Annotated in this window: 18 protein-coding genes; 16 read left to right on the plus strand and 2 right to left on the minus strand. The window is 60.5% G+C overall.

What is annotated here, in order from left to right:
• The first annotated feature begins 6 nt into the window (after positions 1 to 6).
• From B5V02_RS07445 to B5V02_RS07505, 12 genes are all read left to right on the plus strand, one after another.
• On the plus strand, positions 7 to 1,362 hold the full coding sequence (locus B5V02_RS07445; protein WP_111543813.1) for a tyrosine-type recombinase/integrase: 1,356 nt from the start codon (positions 7 to 9) through the stop codon (positions 1,360 to 1,362).
• On the plus strand, positions 1,362 to 1,916 hold the full coding sequence (locus tag B5V02_RS07450; RefSeq protein ID WP_111543482.1) for a hypothetical protein: 555 nt from the start codon (positions 1,362 to 1,364) through the stop codon (positions 1,914 to 1,916). Before B5V02_RS07445 ends, B5V02_RS07450 begins: the two co-directional genes overlap by 1 nt.
• A gap of 117 nt (positions 1,917 to 2,033) precedes the next feature.
• On the plus strand, positions 2,034 to 2,222 hold the full coding sequence (locus B5V02_RS07455; protein WP_245445758.1) for a helix-turn-helix domain-containing protein: 189 nt from the start codon (positions 2,034 to 2,036) through the stop codon (positions 2,220 to 2,222).
• Positions 2,223 to 2,417: a hypothetical protein gene (locus B5V02_RS07460; RefSeq protein WP_111543483.1), complete on the plus strand. Its 195-nt coding sequence runs from the start codon at positions 2,223 to 2,225 to the stop codon at positions 2,415 to 2,417. It abuts the gene before it with no gap.
• A 192-nt stretch (positions 2,418 to 2,609) separates the two neighbouring features.
• Positions 2,610 to 3,041, plus strand: coding sequence for a hypothetical protein (locus tag B5V02_RS07465; protein ID WP_111543484.1), 432 nt, complete (start codon positions 2,610 to 2,612; stop codon positions 3,039 to 3,041).
• Positions 3,042 to 3,764: 723 nt separating this feature from the next.
• A complete protein-coding gene (locus B5V02_RS07475; RefSeq protein WP_111543486.1) occupies positions 3,765 to 4,145 on the plus strand; it encodes a hypothetical protein in 381 nt (126 codons plus the stop codon).
• A 14-nt stretch (positions 4,146 to 4,159) separates the two neighbouring features.
• Positions 4,160 to 5,650 carry a hypothetical protein gene (locus tag B5V02_RS07480; protein ID WP_208647049.1) on the plus strand — a complete coding sequence of 497 codons (1,491 nt, stop codon included), beginning with the start codon at positions 4,160 to 4,162 and terminating at the stop codon, positions 5,648 to 5,650.
• A gap of 10 nt (positions 5,651 to 5,660) precedes the next feature.
• Positions 5,661 to 5,954, plus strand: a complete 294-nt coding sequence (locus B5V02_RS07485) for a hypothetical protein (protein WP_111543487.1) — start codon at positions 5,661 to 5,663, stop codon at positions 5,952 to 5,954.
• Between the two features lie 12 nt (positions 5,955 to 5,966).
• The gene (locus B5V02_RS07490) at positions 5,967 to 6,812 is read left to right on the plus strand and encodes a hypothetical protein (RefSeq protein WP_111543488.1); all 846 of its coding nucleotides are present in this window, start codon (positions 5,967 to 5,969) and stop codon (positions 6,810 to 6,812) included.
• 15 nt (positions 6,813 to 6,827) lie between these two features.
• Positions 6,828 to 7,241: a hypothetical protein gene (locus B5V02_RS07495; protein ID WP_111543489.1), complete on the plus strand. Its 414-nt coding sequence runs from the start codon at positions 6,828 to 6,830 to the stop codon at positions 7,239 to 7,241.
• Between the two features lie 170 nt (positions 7,242 to 7,411).
• Positions 7,412 to 9,718 carry a hypothetical protein gene (locus B5V02_RS07500; RefSeq protein WP_146606023.1) on the plus strand — a complete coding sequence of 769 codons (2,307 nt, stop codon included), beginning with the start codon at positions 7,412 to 7,414 and terminating at the stop codon, positions 9,716 to 9,718.
• A 72-nt stretch (positions 9,719 to 9,790) separates the two neighbouring features.
• Positions 9,791 to 10,225 (plus strand): hypothetical protein, encoded by a 435-nt coding sequence (locus tag B5V02_RS07505; RefSeq protein ID WP_146606024.1) that lies wholly within the window; start codon positions 9,791 to 9,793, stop codon positions 10,223 to 10,225.
• A gap of 503 nt (positions 10,226 to 10,728) precedes the next feature.
• Here B5V02_RS07505 and B5V02_RS07510 read toward each other — a convergent pair.
• Positions 10,729 to 11,226, minus strand: coding sequence for a GYD domain-containing protein (locus tag B5V02_RS07510; protein WP_245445760.1), 498 nt, complete (start codon positions 11,224 to 11,226; stop codon positions 10,729 to 10,731).
• On the opposite strand from B5V02_RS07510, the gene B5V02_RS07515 reads away from it, so the two are divergent.
• From B5V02_RS07515 to B5V02_RS40475, 3 genes are all read left to right on the plus strand, one after another.
• Entirely contained in the window at positions 11,225 to 11,521 is a 297-nt protein-coding gene (locus tag B5V02_RS07515) for a hypothetical protein (RefSeq protein ID WP_111543492.1), read from the plus strand. The two genes, B5V02_RS07510 and B5V02_RS07515, sit on opposite strands and share 2 nt — an antisense overlap.
• Positions 11,522 to 11,774: 253 nt before the next feature.
• Positions 11,775 to 11,912: a hypothetical protein gene (locus B5V02_RS40470; RefSeq protein WP_167458393.1), complete on the plus strand. Its 138-nt coding sequence runs from the start codon at positions 11,775 to 11,777 to the stop codon at positions 11,910 to 11,912.
• A gap of 117 nt (positions 11,913 to 12,029) precedes the next feature.
• Entirely contained in the window at positions 12,030 to 12,197 is a 168-nt protein-coding gene (locus B5V02_RS40475; RefSeq protein ID WP_167458394.1) for a hypothetical protein, read from the plus strand.
• Positions 12,198 to 12,408: 211 nt separating this feature from the next.
• Here the strand turns inward: B5V02_RS40475 and B5V02_RS07520 are convergent, their stop codons facing one another.
• Positions 12,409 to 12,588 carry a hypothetical protein gene (locus tag B5V02_RS07520; RefSeq protein WP_111543493.1) on the minus strand — a complete coding sequence of 60 codons (180 nt, stop codon included), beginning with the start codon at positions 12,586 to 12,588 and terminating at the stop codon, positions 12,409 to 12,411.
• Here B5V02_RS07520 and B5V02_RS07525 point away from each other — a divergent pair.
• Positions 12,587 to 12,892 (plus strand): hypothetical protein, encoded by a 306-nt coding sequence (locus B5V02_RS07525; RefSeq protein ID WP_095081959.1) that lies wholly within the window; start codon positions 12,587 to 12,589, stop codon positions 12,890 to 12,892. The genes B5V02_RS07520 and B5V02_RS07525 overlap by 2 nt on opposite strands.
• The last annotated feature ends 3 nt before the right edge of the window (positions 12,893 to 12,895 follow it).

Below are 12,895 nucleotides of genomic sequence, written 5' to 3' on the forward strand. Positions count from 1 at the left end.
AGCACAGTGGCCAAGACCCTAGTTGAAGCGAAGATAACGACGCCCAGCGCCCGCAAGGATTTGCCTGCCGGGTTGCATTGGCGAGGCTTGGACCGTGAGGTTCACCTTGGCTACCGCAAGGGGAAAAGGGGCGGTGTCTGGCTGGTTCGTTGGCGCAACGGGGTCGGATACAAACAGGCTCCCGTCGGCATTGCGGACGATACCATCAAGGCTGGAAACCTCAATTTCCAGGCGGCAGAGAAAGCCGCTCGCGCGTTGGTCGAACGGGAACGCCAGCTTGCCGCTTCCGAGGCCGAAGGCCCTGCGCTAACCATCGCAAAGGCCGTTGCGGACTATATCGCCTCCAGAGACGACAGGGACGCCAAGAGAGCAGGGCGGGCGATCCGTTCCGATGCCGCGCGAAGGCTTGGCCGGCACGTCCTGGGACAGCCCGCGCGGGGCAAAGAACAGGCAATCCCGGCAACGCCATTGGCTGGCGTTACGCTCTACATGATGACTGAGAACGATTTGCAAGCATGGCGGGCAAGCCTGCCATCCACCATGAAGGCGACCACGCGCCAGCGGCTTATCAACGACCTAAAGGCAGCTCTAAATTCAGCCTACAATGCCAACAGGGCCAAGCTCCTGCCTTCCGTGCCGGCGATCGTAAAGCACGGATTGCGAGCACCCGAGCATACCGACGAGGCCGAGCCCGTTGCGCGTGACAATCAAATTCTCTCAGATGCCGATATCGCCCGGGTGCTTCGGGCCGCCCGGGAGGTGGACGCGGAAAACGACATGGGCGGGGATCTTTTCAGGATTGTTCTTGTCCTTGCCGCCACGGGCGCCCGCTTCTCTCAGGTGGCGAGGATTCGGGTGAGTGACTGCCAGATTGCCGCCGGCAGGATCATGGTTCCCGTCAGTCGGAAGGGTCGCCGAGCAAAATCCGGTTCCATCACGGTGCCGGTGGGGCGAGATGTCATCGATGCACTTGTGCCTGTTGCCACTGGACGCTCGCCCGACGCTATCTTGCTGGAGCGCCAGCGCTACGAACAGGTGAAGGGCATTCAATGGCAGCGGGCAGGGCGCGGCCCATGGCAGTCAGCGGAAATGGTCCGACCCTGGCAGGCGATAAAGGAACGCGCTGAACTGCCCGACATGATCCCCTACGCCCTGCGCCATTCCAGCATCGTCAAGGGCATCCGCGCTAATCTCCCGATCCGGCTGGTGGCCGCCCTTCACGACACCAGCACGGCCATGATTGAGCGGCATTATTCGAAGTGGATTACGTCTGGTCTGGAAGAGATGGCACGGGCGGCGATCGTGCCGCTGGTGCCGCAGGATGACGGCGCCCGCGTGGTGCAGTTGAGGGGCGGCGCGTGATGGCCCTCAACAAGCCTTGGGACGAAGCAACGGACAAGATCGAGGCCAAACAAAACGGTATTGATGTTAGCCAGCCGGATTGGCAGGCGAAGTGGAGGAGACTGGCGATTTCACGCCTGGGCGAAAGTTACGCGGCAAACTTCAATCCCATCCTTCCTTGGGTTGGCCTTCGCTTTGCAATGGACAGCGAATTGCCCATTCCGGAATGGGTGCTCGGCTATTTCTATGAGAGCGCGGGAATACTCAATCAGCTGATCCGCGATGGAACGCGACGAGGAGGCCGCAAGGAAACGGAGTCGGTTGGCCGGATGCTCGGCTTCGGCGCTGATGGCAAGGGGCAAACATCTGCCTTTCGGGAAGTCACGCTGCAGGATCGTGATACGAAAATAGCGGTACAGGTAGTCTGCGGAATTGAGGTCAATGGGTGGAGCCAGGAAAAATCTATTGGCGAAGTTGCTCGGGACCAGCGGCTTTCCGAAGCTACGGTGGAACGTGCCTATGATCGCTATCGCGTGGCTGCCGAAACGCGGCTTTCAAATTTCATCAAGCCGTAGCCGGGTTTTCTGCGAAAGCACGAAATGCCCATTTCGTGCGTTGGACGGTTCCAGCCGTTTCAGTGACCATACGCCCATGAATTCACGCGGACGTTCCGCCGTTCATGGAGCAAAACCTTGGAAAACCAAAAATTTGGCCTGACAATCGAGGAAGCCGTTGACCGCTCTGGCATCGGCCGCACGAAGATTTTCGAAGCCATCAAACTCGGCAAGCTGACCGCGCGTAAGGCCGGCAGGCGGACGATCATCCTGAGTGAGGAGCTTTCGGAGTACCTGAAATCTCTTCCTGTGCGGGAGGCCGCATAAATGGAACAGATCGACCTTCAACCTGACGAAGCTGTTCGCCTCGCGGCCGAGTTCATTGTCCGCGGTCGCAATCAGGTCGGCCAGGCGCTTGTGCCCGAGATCCGAACCCGTTTTGGCGTCACGACGCTCCAAGCGGTCGACGCCATCCGCCTGGCGCAAAAGCTACGATCGGGAGGCGCCGATGTGGCCGCCTGAAACTGAAACCGCCGCCCCGACGGCAATCGGGAACGGCGGGAATTCGAAAAGTATGGCAACCCGAGGAACTTACCCGACGTTCAGTTTTTCGGCAATGGATTTCGCGATTGCCACCATCGCCGCCCGGTGTCATCTGCCGGCGCCGACGGCGCGCGCCGTGGTCGAGCTTGCCAGGCTCGGAGGGCGCCCCTCATGAGCAAGCGCGAGTTCAGCAAGGTCTCGCCAGCCCTCTGGCGCTCGAAGCGCTTCCTGGCGCTCCCTAAGGACCGCTGCCGGCTGCTGTTGGTGTTCTATATGACCTGCGGACACCAGACCTCAGCTGGCTGCTACCGGATCAGCGAGGGCTATGCGTGCTCTGACCTCGGATGGCTACCGGAAGACTACCGGACAGCGCGTGATCCCCTGGTCGAATGCGGGCTCATTGCCTTCGACAATGACACCGAGGAGGTGTTCGTCTCGGGATGGTTCAGGTTCTGCCCACCGATGAACCCGAAACACGCGGCCGGCACTATGGCCCTGATTGCTGACATCGAAAGCGACAGGCTCCGAGAGCAGGCGGAGCAGGAGTTCGCGCCAGCCTATACAGCCCTCCAGGCCCGTTCTCCCCGTTTGCCTGGCCGGTAGGCCGGTACGGTTTGAATACTGTCTCCAAACGGTATGCAGACCCTATCGATATATAGAGACACAGACACAGACACAGACACAGACCGAGATAAGACCCGAGAAAAAGAGAGAGACAGAGACCACAGACGCAGACCTTGACCAAGAGAGCAGACCGAAGACTGCAGACCTGAGACACAGACGGAGACCGAGAGAGACACCAGACCTGAAAGGGAGAGAGAAACCGAAAGGAGACCTCGAGAGAGGTTCGCTTGGGAGGGGAAGCCATTCTCCTAAGCCAGTGCTTTACGACCAAGAACAATTACCCCGCCCGACGCCAAGCGGATGAACAAAGCTGTTCTATGCCTGTGGTGATCCGGCATGAGGTTCTTACTCTACAGGTTTGGAACCGTGCTCTACGGGCGTCGTGCCTGGGATGTCGCCAGAACACTTGACGAGTTCTGCGAGTCCGTAGGCAAAGGCCGCAAGCACGGCCACGACGACGAGCAATCGAACGCGCATGCCGGTTCTTATTTTATCATAGTTCTGCCGGACGCGCGCACGGAGCCCGTGCCTTTTCCCCGGAGCAGCAAATGTCACCGGGCTCAGTGCTTCGCCATTCACGTCCTCGCCGTCTAAAGGCGTAAACATGTATGCCGGTGAACGTACGTGAACATTATAAATCAATGACTTAGCTTGTCATTTGTGATACATATCGCATATGCATCGAATAAGGAGCCTTCTGAAGTGCTGGCAGATACCGCCGCGATAGCCGCCGCCAACGTAGCCGACAGCCACGTGATGAGCCGTCCGCTTGCCGTTGATATGATCGATCGCCGCACGCGCGAATGGCGCCGTCGTGGCGAGTTGATCGCGGTCTTCACTGCTGCACTCGGGGGCAGTGCTGTTTCGCCAATGCTGGCCGCGAAGATCGAAGCCGCTGCCGAGCTTGCCGTCGTTGCCGAGATGACCCGAGCGGCATTCATGGCTGGCACCGGCGCCACGGCCGATGACGTCGTGCGCACCGCAAACCAAGCGCAGCGGGCCGAGAAGGCCCTAGGCATCGCTGCCAGGACCAAGCCACAGAAACCCAGCCTTGAGGCCTATCTGTCCGGTGCAGCCGCTTGAAGCCGCGTGTCACCATGAGGCAGGCCCTGACGGACCCGCAACTGCTCGGCAATGCGCTTCCTGGCGAGAGCTGGTCAATCTGGCGCACGCTGTTGATTGCGGCCATGGGCGAGGCCCTGACCGATGACGAGCGCGCAACCTTCGCTGCCATCACAGGACGCGAGCGCGAGCCGCTGGAGCGCATCGACGAGCTTTGGTGCATCGTCGGGCGCCGCGGTGGCAAGACGCGTGCAGCGGGCACCATGGGCGCTTACGTGGCCGCCCTCTGCGATTGGACCGACAAGCTTGCACCCGGCGAACGTGGCGTGCTGCCAGTCCTGGCGGCCTCGACATCACAGGCCGATCGAGCCTTCTCGCATGTCCTTGGTGTGCTTCAGCACTCGCCTGTGCTCTCGAGCATGATCGAAGGCCAACCCACTGCCGACACCATCCGCCTGTCGACCAGGATCGATGTGCAGATCAGGCCGGCCAACTTCCGCACCGTCCGATCGATCACTGCGGTTGCTGCCATCTGCGACGAGATCGCCTTTTGGGCCATTGAGGGATCGAAGAACCCCGATCGGGAGATCCTGGCAGCCATCCGTCCGGCGCTGATCACCACCGGTGGCCCGCTGATGGTCATCTCCTCGCCCTACGCACGCCGAGGAGAGCTTTACCGGGCATATCGCAGCGACTACGGGCCGGAGGCCGATCCGCTGCTGTTGGTGGCCAAGGGCGCATCCAACACCTTCAATCCGAGCCTGCCACAGGCTGAGATCGACAAGGCCTATGCGCGCGATGCGTCGTCGGCCGTTGCTGAGTATGGCGGCGAGTTCCGCACCGATGTCGAGACCTTGCTTGTTCGGGAAACCGTAGAAGCTGCTGTCGACCTGAACACGACGGTTCGCGAGCCTGTGCCTGGCGTGGCCTACTTCGCCTTTGTCGACCCGAGTGGCGGCTCTGCTGACAGCATGACGCTCGCGATTGGCCACAAGGAAGGAACCAAGGCTGTTCTTGATCGGACCATCGAGAAGCGGCCACCCTACAGCCCGGAGGCAGTCACGGAAGAGTTTGCCAAGGTGCTGCTGTCCTACGGCATCCGGCGCATCACCGGCGACAGGTTCGGCGGTGAGTGGTGCCGCGAACCCTTCAGGCGCCGCGGCATCGAATACCTTCTGAGCGAGGCGCCCAAGAGCGAGCTCTACCTCGCCCTTGTGCCTGCCCTCAACTCTGGTCGTATCGCACTATTGGACGATGATCGCGTGATTGATCAGCTTGTTGGGCTTGAGCGCCGCACCAGCCGCTCCGGCCGCGATAGTGTCGACCATGCCCCGGGCGGCCACGACGACGTCGCAAACGCTGTTGCGGGCGTCGTCTACCTGCTCCTGCAGAAAGAGCCGGCGCCGACGCTTTACACAACCTCATACACAACTGGCGGCGGCAAATCGTCAGCATATTCCGTGCGGATGGGCGGCAACAGCCCGTACGACGCCTTAGATCGCGCGCTTGCGCAAATCCAACGATAGGAACCCCACCATGACTCCCTCTGAACTCCTCGAAAGCCATGCCGCAGCCGGTGAGCGCTACACAGCTGCTCTTGCCGAACTGCAGGCGGCATTTATCGACCTGGCCGGCCACGACATGGCCCTTGAAAACCGCAACGTTCCAGTCGGTCCGGTTCCGGTTCGCTCGTTCGTCGGCATCCCGGATTCCGTGCCTTGGCCTCTGCGTCATCCGATCTTTGCACCCGACGTTGGACCGAACTGGCAAGACGCCATCCGGTCGCGCGGCAATGACATCATCAACACCGTAGTGGCCGCGGCGGCCTAGGAGGAACGACCAATGAACCGCATCGATAATCTGAAAGCCCGGTGGCGTCCTGAATGGTCGGAACGCTCGGATCTGAAGCGCCTGCACGGCGCTTTTCACAAGGCGCTGCATTTCATCGAGAGCTTGCCGGCGCATCGCGCTGAACTGTCGAAGCCGGGAACCCTTTCGCAGAAGGGCCTGAATGATTCCGTTCGCGCCATTGCCGCTGAAAAGATCGTTCCCGAGCTTCGCCGAGGCGCCTGGGAGGCTGAGAAGGCCGCAAACAGCATCAAGAGCGAAATGTCGCGCCTGGCCGTGCCGAAGCCAGACAAGACCGACATGGCCGGCGCCGTCCTGCGCTCTGAAATCCGAACGATGCTTCGCAGCATGGACCACGGCAAGATCGTCAATCTCGTGATGAACGACCCGGCATTTCAAGCCGCCGCCTTCGAAGGCCCGGCCGCGCTTTCCGGCCTGACGGAAGAGCTTCGCGCGGACCTGGAAAAGCGGATGGTCGAACAGAACCACGGCGCAACAATCGAAGCTATGGACGACGCCAAGGAAGCGATTGCCCTCGCCCAGGCGGCTTTCGAGATCGCCATCAGCACGGTGAAAGATGAAGCCGGCTTCGCTGGTCAGGAACCGGTGTTCGACAAATGGATGGCTACCGCTAGCGCCGAAGTCGAGCGGGAAATATCGGCGGAAAGGGCGCGGCAACAGCCCTCCGGTGCCGCCCAAAATTTCAGGCTGACCGACATCGGCAGCGACATCAGCGGCAAGTCGGTTCTCGAACTCGAGGCGCTGGCCGCCAATGTCAGTGATTTTGCGTCCAATCTTGCCCAGGTTCGCATCGCGCGCCTGAACGGCACGGCAGCCTAAAGAGGGATCATCGCCATGGCTGACATCGCCGCGCACGATCGGTTGACGCCGGCCTCGCCAGGCTTCCCGGAGATCTACAAGAGCAAAAGCACCGGCGATTGTCTCGGGGCTGCTCTAAGCGGCTCCGTCAAGTTGGTCTCAGCACTAGAGGAGCCCAGGGACGGCGATATCGTCGTGTTGTGGCTGAAGCCTGGCGTTTATTCGGATGGCACCGAAGGGGACTGCATCGGTCACCGCGTGGCGCGTGGCGAGGCCTGCATCGTCAAGATCCTATTCAAGCAGGACGCTTCCACCGTCACGGTCATGCAGCTTAACCCGTTTGCGACGGTGACAATCCCGCGACACAACGTCGTGGCGATGCACAAGGCGGTCGCGGTCCAGCCTGCCGGCAGTCCGCACTTTCTTCGCCTCCGGAAGGCGGCCACCTGATGGTGTGGTTTGCGACACCGGGCAATCCAGGCGCCCCGACAATCCATTTGGGGCCGCCAGCGGATACCGTCAAGCCTGTCGAGCCGGTTGCCGCGGCAAGCCCGTTTACGGTGGGCAAAGTTCTTGGCCGCTCGATCCCCATCGTTATCGGCACCGGCAAGGTCGATGGCTTGCCCGGCATTGGCGGTTCCCGAACCGTCCAGACGCCGACCGGCTACACGACGGAGCATATCGGATGGGGACCGGAAGCGGGCTATCCTCCAGGCACGACGTTCATAGGTGGTGGGTTCTCCGGCTACGATGCACTGATCCCGACCTTTGCCACGTCGCAGGTTGCGGTGCTCGGCTATCTGCTGGCCTACGACCCTTTCGGCGAGGGGTATAAGTTGGTCCGTCTCGAAATCAACGATCAGGTCGTTTTCGATGCCGAACATGGCATCGGCGCGTCGGTGAACTATCGTTTCTACGGCGGCACGCAAACTGCTCCCGATCCGATCACAGTCGGTGTCATGGGCGACAAGGCCGGGGCATGGCAAGGGTTCGTGATGCTCTTCCTCGATGGCTATGAAGCGGACAGCGCGCCATCGGTGAAGGCGGTCATTTCGAACGCCGCAACGGACACGGGTGCAAGCGGGGCGATCGAGTGGACGGGTGAGGTGCCAAGCGGCGGGATCGACGCCTTCCCGCACGGGTCGGCCTACGATCCGTCAGAGGATGTGATCTATCAAATCCTGGAACCGACCGATATTCCCGGCCTTAGCCACATCTATTTGGCCGTGCTGGATGTCGACACCCTGGAGGAGCGCTATCGGGTGCCGTTGGAGGGGTCGGAACCCTATGCCGTGGGGCGTGACGTCGTCGACTATCAACTGAGCGTGCCGATCGCGATGAACGGCACCGGCCTCGTCTTCGTCCAGTTCGCCACGCTGACCATGCCAAACCACATGTCGGCGATATACAACGCCGCCACCGGCCATCTCGTCGCCTCCTATATCGACACCGCGAATATGACTTGGCTGACGGTGCAACAGTTCGGTCATCTTTGGGTGTTCATCGGCCATAACTTCGATGCCGGCATGGGCGTCACCGGCATTTTCGATCCCGCCAAGGGGACATTTGATGTCGACCCCGAAGGCGTCGCGAGCAGCTATCTGATTGTCAACGGCAGGGTGACAACCGGCTTCACATCCTTCTTTACCGCCACGTCGAGCTTCACGGGAGATGCAGACCTATATGAGCTGCGCTTCGACGGTGATGCATGGACATCGACGCTGCTGCACTCGCTAACCGGGCTGACCGGATTGTCGGCGGATGTGCTCTGGTTCGACCCGCTGACAGGCTATCTCGTCGTGGGATACGACCTGACCGGCCCGATCTATCGATGGATATACGTCGACCCTGAAACCGGGACAGTAATCGATACCTTCGACACCGCGAAAATGGGGACGAATGTTTCGTTCCAACTCCCGCGCTTGCACAACCGGCTGATCAGCAAGCCTGGGTTCGTGCTGATGCTCTGGTCTGATGGCGATCCCGACGAGCCTGTTTACGAAATCATTTCCCTGGACATCCAGGAGAAGGCGCTTTCGACCTTCGCGACCGATGTAGTGTCGCCATTTACCGACGACACGCGCTTTTCGTATCTGATCGCCGACCAAGGCAAGGGACTCTGGATCAGCGCCCTTGGCGAATATGTCTGGACTGTTCACCGGCAGCCGAACACGGTGCCGGGGCAGGTCAGCCTCCGGTGGATGCTGACCAAGGTCATGTTCCTTGGCGGCTATTCGCCCGAGGAGCTGACATTCGAGGGGTTTGGGCCGCCGGATGATGGTGGTGATCCGGACCCAGATCCCATCGACCCCGCCGTCGGTGCTGTGTGGGCTCTCGACTTCCTGGCCGGGGCCTACGCCCATCTTGGGGAAGCCGTCGCCATTGCCGACAACATCGACAAGCCGGATCGCGTCGGCGACAGCGGCTTGGAAATCCCGCTCGAGGATGTCGATGGCGTCGTGTCCGCGATCGGCGATTTTCTCGCCGACCTGGTCACCATGGATTGGACCGTCGTCATCGAATGGGAGGAGCTGACGACGGACGGCGCCACCTATCTGCTCTACCTGGAGGCACTAGGAGATGGGCATTCGCTCACCATAGAGCGCAGCACTGCCTTCGCCAATCTGCGCGTCGACGTCAATGAGGGGAGCTTCAATACTAGGTATGTGGAGATTGACACCTCGCACGGACCGGGGATCCATAAGATCGCGGTGACCAGAACCAACGATTTTATCAGCGTGTCTTGCGACGGCAGCAGCGTGGATACGCTGGTGGTTTCGCCCATCTCCATGGATGCGATGGCAACAGCCTCCTTCGGCGGCGACCCCAACGTCGAGAGCTTCAACAACACCTTCATCCGCAAGGTCTACCTGCTGGCGCCGGTTGACGACGCCGATCTGCCAGGGCTTTCGATAGTGGTGCCATGAGGTCAATCAATGGTCGTTAGGACTGGCGCCGTTCCAGATCCCCGCGTGAAAGCGCTTTGCCAGGAGTTCGACGTGCGGATCGTCGGCGCGCACCTCTACCCTCTGCCGGGCGAAACCCGTGCCGTGGGCACCATCCGGCGGATCATCGATCGGCATGGCGTCGAGCATGCGCGGCTTGTGCTGTGCATCCTGGCTGAAGGCCGGGGCAACAACGCCCTGATTGACGAAACGTCGCTGTGGGCCATCAGTGACCTACTGCGGGCATGTCCCGATCTGGTCGAGGGAAAGACGTCGGATCTGCTTGAGATGTTCGACGCGCTCCCCCTGGGGCCGATGATGGCCACCGTCAACGAGCTCCGTGGTGTGGTTCACCAACGCCACGCGCTTGCCGGGATGATCTACCTCTATGCCCGCCAACTCAGGTCGGCGCCGATCGTGTTCAAGCCGGCCGACCGTGGTAAGATGCGCAAGGTGAAGATCAGCGAAGGCGAGAAACGGGCGGCGTGAATGTGAGCAGGCCGCTTTAGGTCGATCGATGGTCGATAAAGCGTGGTGGCCTGTGTAGGCGGCCCGACAGCCTTAAGGGGGTGACCAGCCAGCCGCCGGGCCTGACCGGAGCGGGTTTGGGAACTCCCCCGGCTGGCGACAATCTGCACTCACGCTAATGTAGACGCAATCGGCCTCGCAGCGTAAATTCGCTTATGCTAATATGTTCATTGCGCGCTTCTGAGGGGAATCCCACCCGCGCGCCTTTTTTAGCGCCGGCCGGCCGAGCCAACCGCTGTTGACTCTGGTCGAAGCCGGCGTCCTTTCATATAGCCAGAACGCCACAGGCAGGCGCCAGGACGCGCGGGGCGCTTCTCCGCTGCAGGACAGCGGCCAGCGGAAACGCGCGCTGGTGAGGCTGCTAGGGCCAGAAGTACCGGGCCTGACCAGCGGAGCTGGGTCGGTTCCGGTTCTGGCAGCGGAGGTTCGATCCGCTGCCAGAGATGTTTCAACCATTGGTCTGCTTATTTTGCCGGGGATCTGTAGGTAGAAGCGATTTTGCCCGCCTTCTCTTGGGCCGCCTTGAATTCCGCGCCTGTGTATGCTCGCACGGTTTTGACATTCGATACCGCTCCCGATGCGCCGACGACGAGAAGTGCGGGGATCAGGTCAGCACCGTCGTCGAATTCCGTAATTGCCATCCAGTCAGTTTCGCCCGTCGTGACGTAGAAAGAATGCATTTTCCCGCCTGCTACTTCAAAGATGGCACGGGCTGCCTTTTCTCGGTTCGATGGATTGTCAATCATCCCCCTCGCTGCCGTGGCGGAATAGGAGCCTGTGACTATGAACGTTGGCATATGACATCCTCCCTCGATAATCGGGCAGATCGGACGATCTGCCGAATATTCAATAGCACATCCAGCCTTCTCGGGCGAAATCCGGCTGCGCTGCGCCTTGCAAAAACCCAACGGATCAGGAATATAATCCTGCGTTGCGGCGACCCCTTCAACGGAGATCGCCATGTCCAAGACCCTCGCCGACACCCTGGCCGCCCGCGAATCCCTTTATGTCAACTGCGGGCACCCGATGTGCTGCAAATCGACCAAGCTCGACATTCAGGCATTGATCGACAGGCTCGGGCCTGATCATGGTTCGATGCACCAGGATCTCGTCGGGCTCTTTGGATGCTCGGACTGCAAGGCCGCGGCCCGCGATCGCCGGCCGGTGTTCTTCACAGTCATTCCCGACTACGAAGGGCAACAGCGGGACCGGAATCGCGACTGGAGGCCGACTTTCGATCGGACCAAACCGGCTTGACGGAACATTAGCGACCGCTAAATGTTTGTGCTTCACGGCAGGTGGTGCCCGTCCACCGCGCGCCTGCCGAAGATCGGGCCTCGATCGCGCCTGATCGGCCCGCGCTTGCCCGCAAGCGGCGCGGGCTTTAACGACCGGGGGAAGATAACCGAAACAGGCACCACCTACGCTTTTCTGTGGGCGTTTTTAAAGGTCGTGAGCAACCTTGCGCCGCGTCGAGTATTATGATTTTCGAATCGTGGGGAAATCGACGATGACTGACAGAAACAAAATCCTGCTCATGGTATCGGCAGCTCTGATCGCGATGCTGTCGATCTCGGTCGCCAATCAACTACTGTTCGCCAGAACGCACCAAGGAATACACGACATCGCCGCGACGGAACATTATTGATTTCTAAAAGTTTCTCGCTTGCGGCAGGTGGTTCACTCCATCGCCTGCTGAAGATCGGTCCACCGATCGGCCCGCGTTCTCCGCCAGAGGCGCGGGCTTTCAGGGCCAGGGGAAGAGATGGCCGACGAGCCGGTAACAACCACCTACGTGGTCAGCGTGTTTGAGGCGCTGCATTGGCGCACGGTGCTGACAACCAAAGACAAGGCCAAGGCGCTGGCTTGGGCAAGGGAGATCGGCGACACGGTGCGGATCGAGGAGATCACGCCGAAGCCGAAAAAGCGCTAGCGCCTTCAGTGTGGTCTCGGTCGGTTGCTCATGTAATCCATGGCCACGACCGCGACGAACGCCAAAACGACGATGGCTGTTCCACCTACCCAAAAAACAGACATTTGCCTTCCCCCACTGGGGCCTCTCCTACGCTCAGAGAGGTAGCGCCGCAATCACGACAGGCAATGGTGGTAAATGGCTCGGGTTATCCCCGGTTTGTTCCCGGAGTTTATTCGGCCGCACCTTTCGGCAGATAGCCTTTGTCCCGCAGGTACGTGGTCAGAATCTTCTCGACCATCGACGACACAGAACGCTGTCGTCCTTTGGCGAGGCCAAAGGCAGAGGGCTTTTCATATCGGTTGGTCAAGTCTACACCATCGGTCGGGCGAAAACGCTGGTGGGGCGCCATGAAGCCGATCGCGATTGCAATTCCGTTACTCTTCCTCGTGGTGCAGGCTCAAGCGCAAGAGCGCAGGGATATCGCCGGCCTGAGTTGCGCCGAAGTTCAGGCACTACTGAAGCAGGACGGCACCACCGTCATTCGCTACCGCTCCATATTCAACCTCAGCCTGACGCGCTACGACCTCTATGTCAGCGGGCAGAAGCAATGCGGTCCTGGCGAGGTGGCTACTGGCGCAGGCGTGCCGACGACCGACACAGATTATTGCCCGGTCCATAAATGCATTGCGAGCAATCTCTTCGTGGCAAGGTAGCCG

It is taken from the genome of Mesorhizobium kowhaii (assembly GCF_003253745.1).
In the GTDB taxonomy this organism is placed as follows: Bacteria; Pseudomonadota; Alphaproteobacteria; order Rhizobiales; family Rhizobiaceae; genus Mesorhizobium; species Mesorhizobium kowhaii.

Bases quoted from the DNA above. Each gene is read 5' to 3' on its own strand.
- B5V02_RS07450 (WP_111543482.1), top strand. From the start codon at position 1,362: ATGGCCCTCAACAAGCCTTGGGACGAAGCAACGGACAAGATCGAGGCC.
- B5V02_RS07460 (WP_111543483.1), top strand. From the start codon at position 2,223: ATGGAACAGATCGACCTTCAACCTGACGAAGCTGTTCGCCTCGCGGCC.
- B5V02_RS07465 (WP_111543484.1), top strand. From the start codon at position 2,610: ATGAGCAAGCGCGAGTTCAGCAAGGTCTCGCCAGCCCTCTGGCGCTCG.
- B5V02_RS07480 (WP_208647049.1), top strand. From the start codon at position 4,160: ATGAGGCAGGCCCTGACGGACCCGCAACTGCTCGGCAATGCGCTTCCT.
- B5V02_RS07485 (WP_111543487.1), top strand. From the start codon at position 5,661: ATGACTCCCTCTGAACTCCTCGAAAGCCATGCCGCAGCCGGTGAGCGC.
- B5V02_RS07490 (WP_111543488.1), top strand. From the start codon at position 5,967: ATGAACCGCATCGATAATCTGAAAGCCCGGTGGCGTCCTGAATGGTCG.
- B5V02_RS07495 (WP_111543489.1), top strand. From the start codon at position 6,828: ATGGCTGACATCGCCGCGCACGATCGGTTGACGCCGGCCTCGCCAGGC.
- B5V02_RS07515 (WP_111543492.1), top strand. From the start codon at position 11,225: ATGTCCAAGACCCTCGCCGACACCCTGGCCGCCCGCGAATCCCTTTAT.
- B5V02_RS07510 (WP_245445760.1), bottom strand. From the start codon at position 11,226: ATGGCGATCTCCGTTGAAGGGGTCGCCGCAACGCAGGATTATATTCCT.
- B5V02_RS40470 (WP_167458393.1), top strand. From the start codon at position 11,775: ATGACTGACAGAAACAAAATCCTGCTCATGGTATCGGCAGCTCTGATC.
- B5V02_RS40475 (WP_167458394.1), top strand. From the start codon at position 12,030: ATGGCCGACGAGCCGGTAACAACCACCTACGTGGTCAGCGTGTTTGAG.
- B5V02_RS07525 (WP_095081959.1), top strand. From the start codon at position 12,587: ATGAAGCCGATCGCGATTGCAATTCCGTTACTCTTCCTCGTGGTGCAG.
- B5V02_RS07520 (WP_111543493.1), bottom strand. From the start codon at position 12,588: ATGGCGCCCCACCAGCGTTTTCGCCCGACCGATGGTGTAGACTTGACC.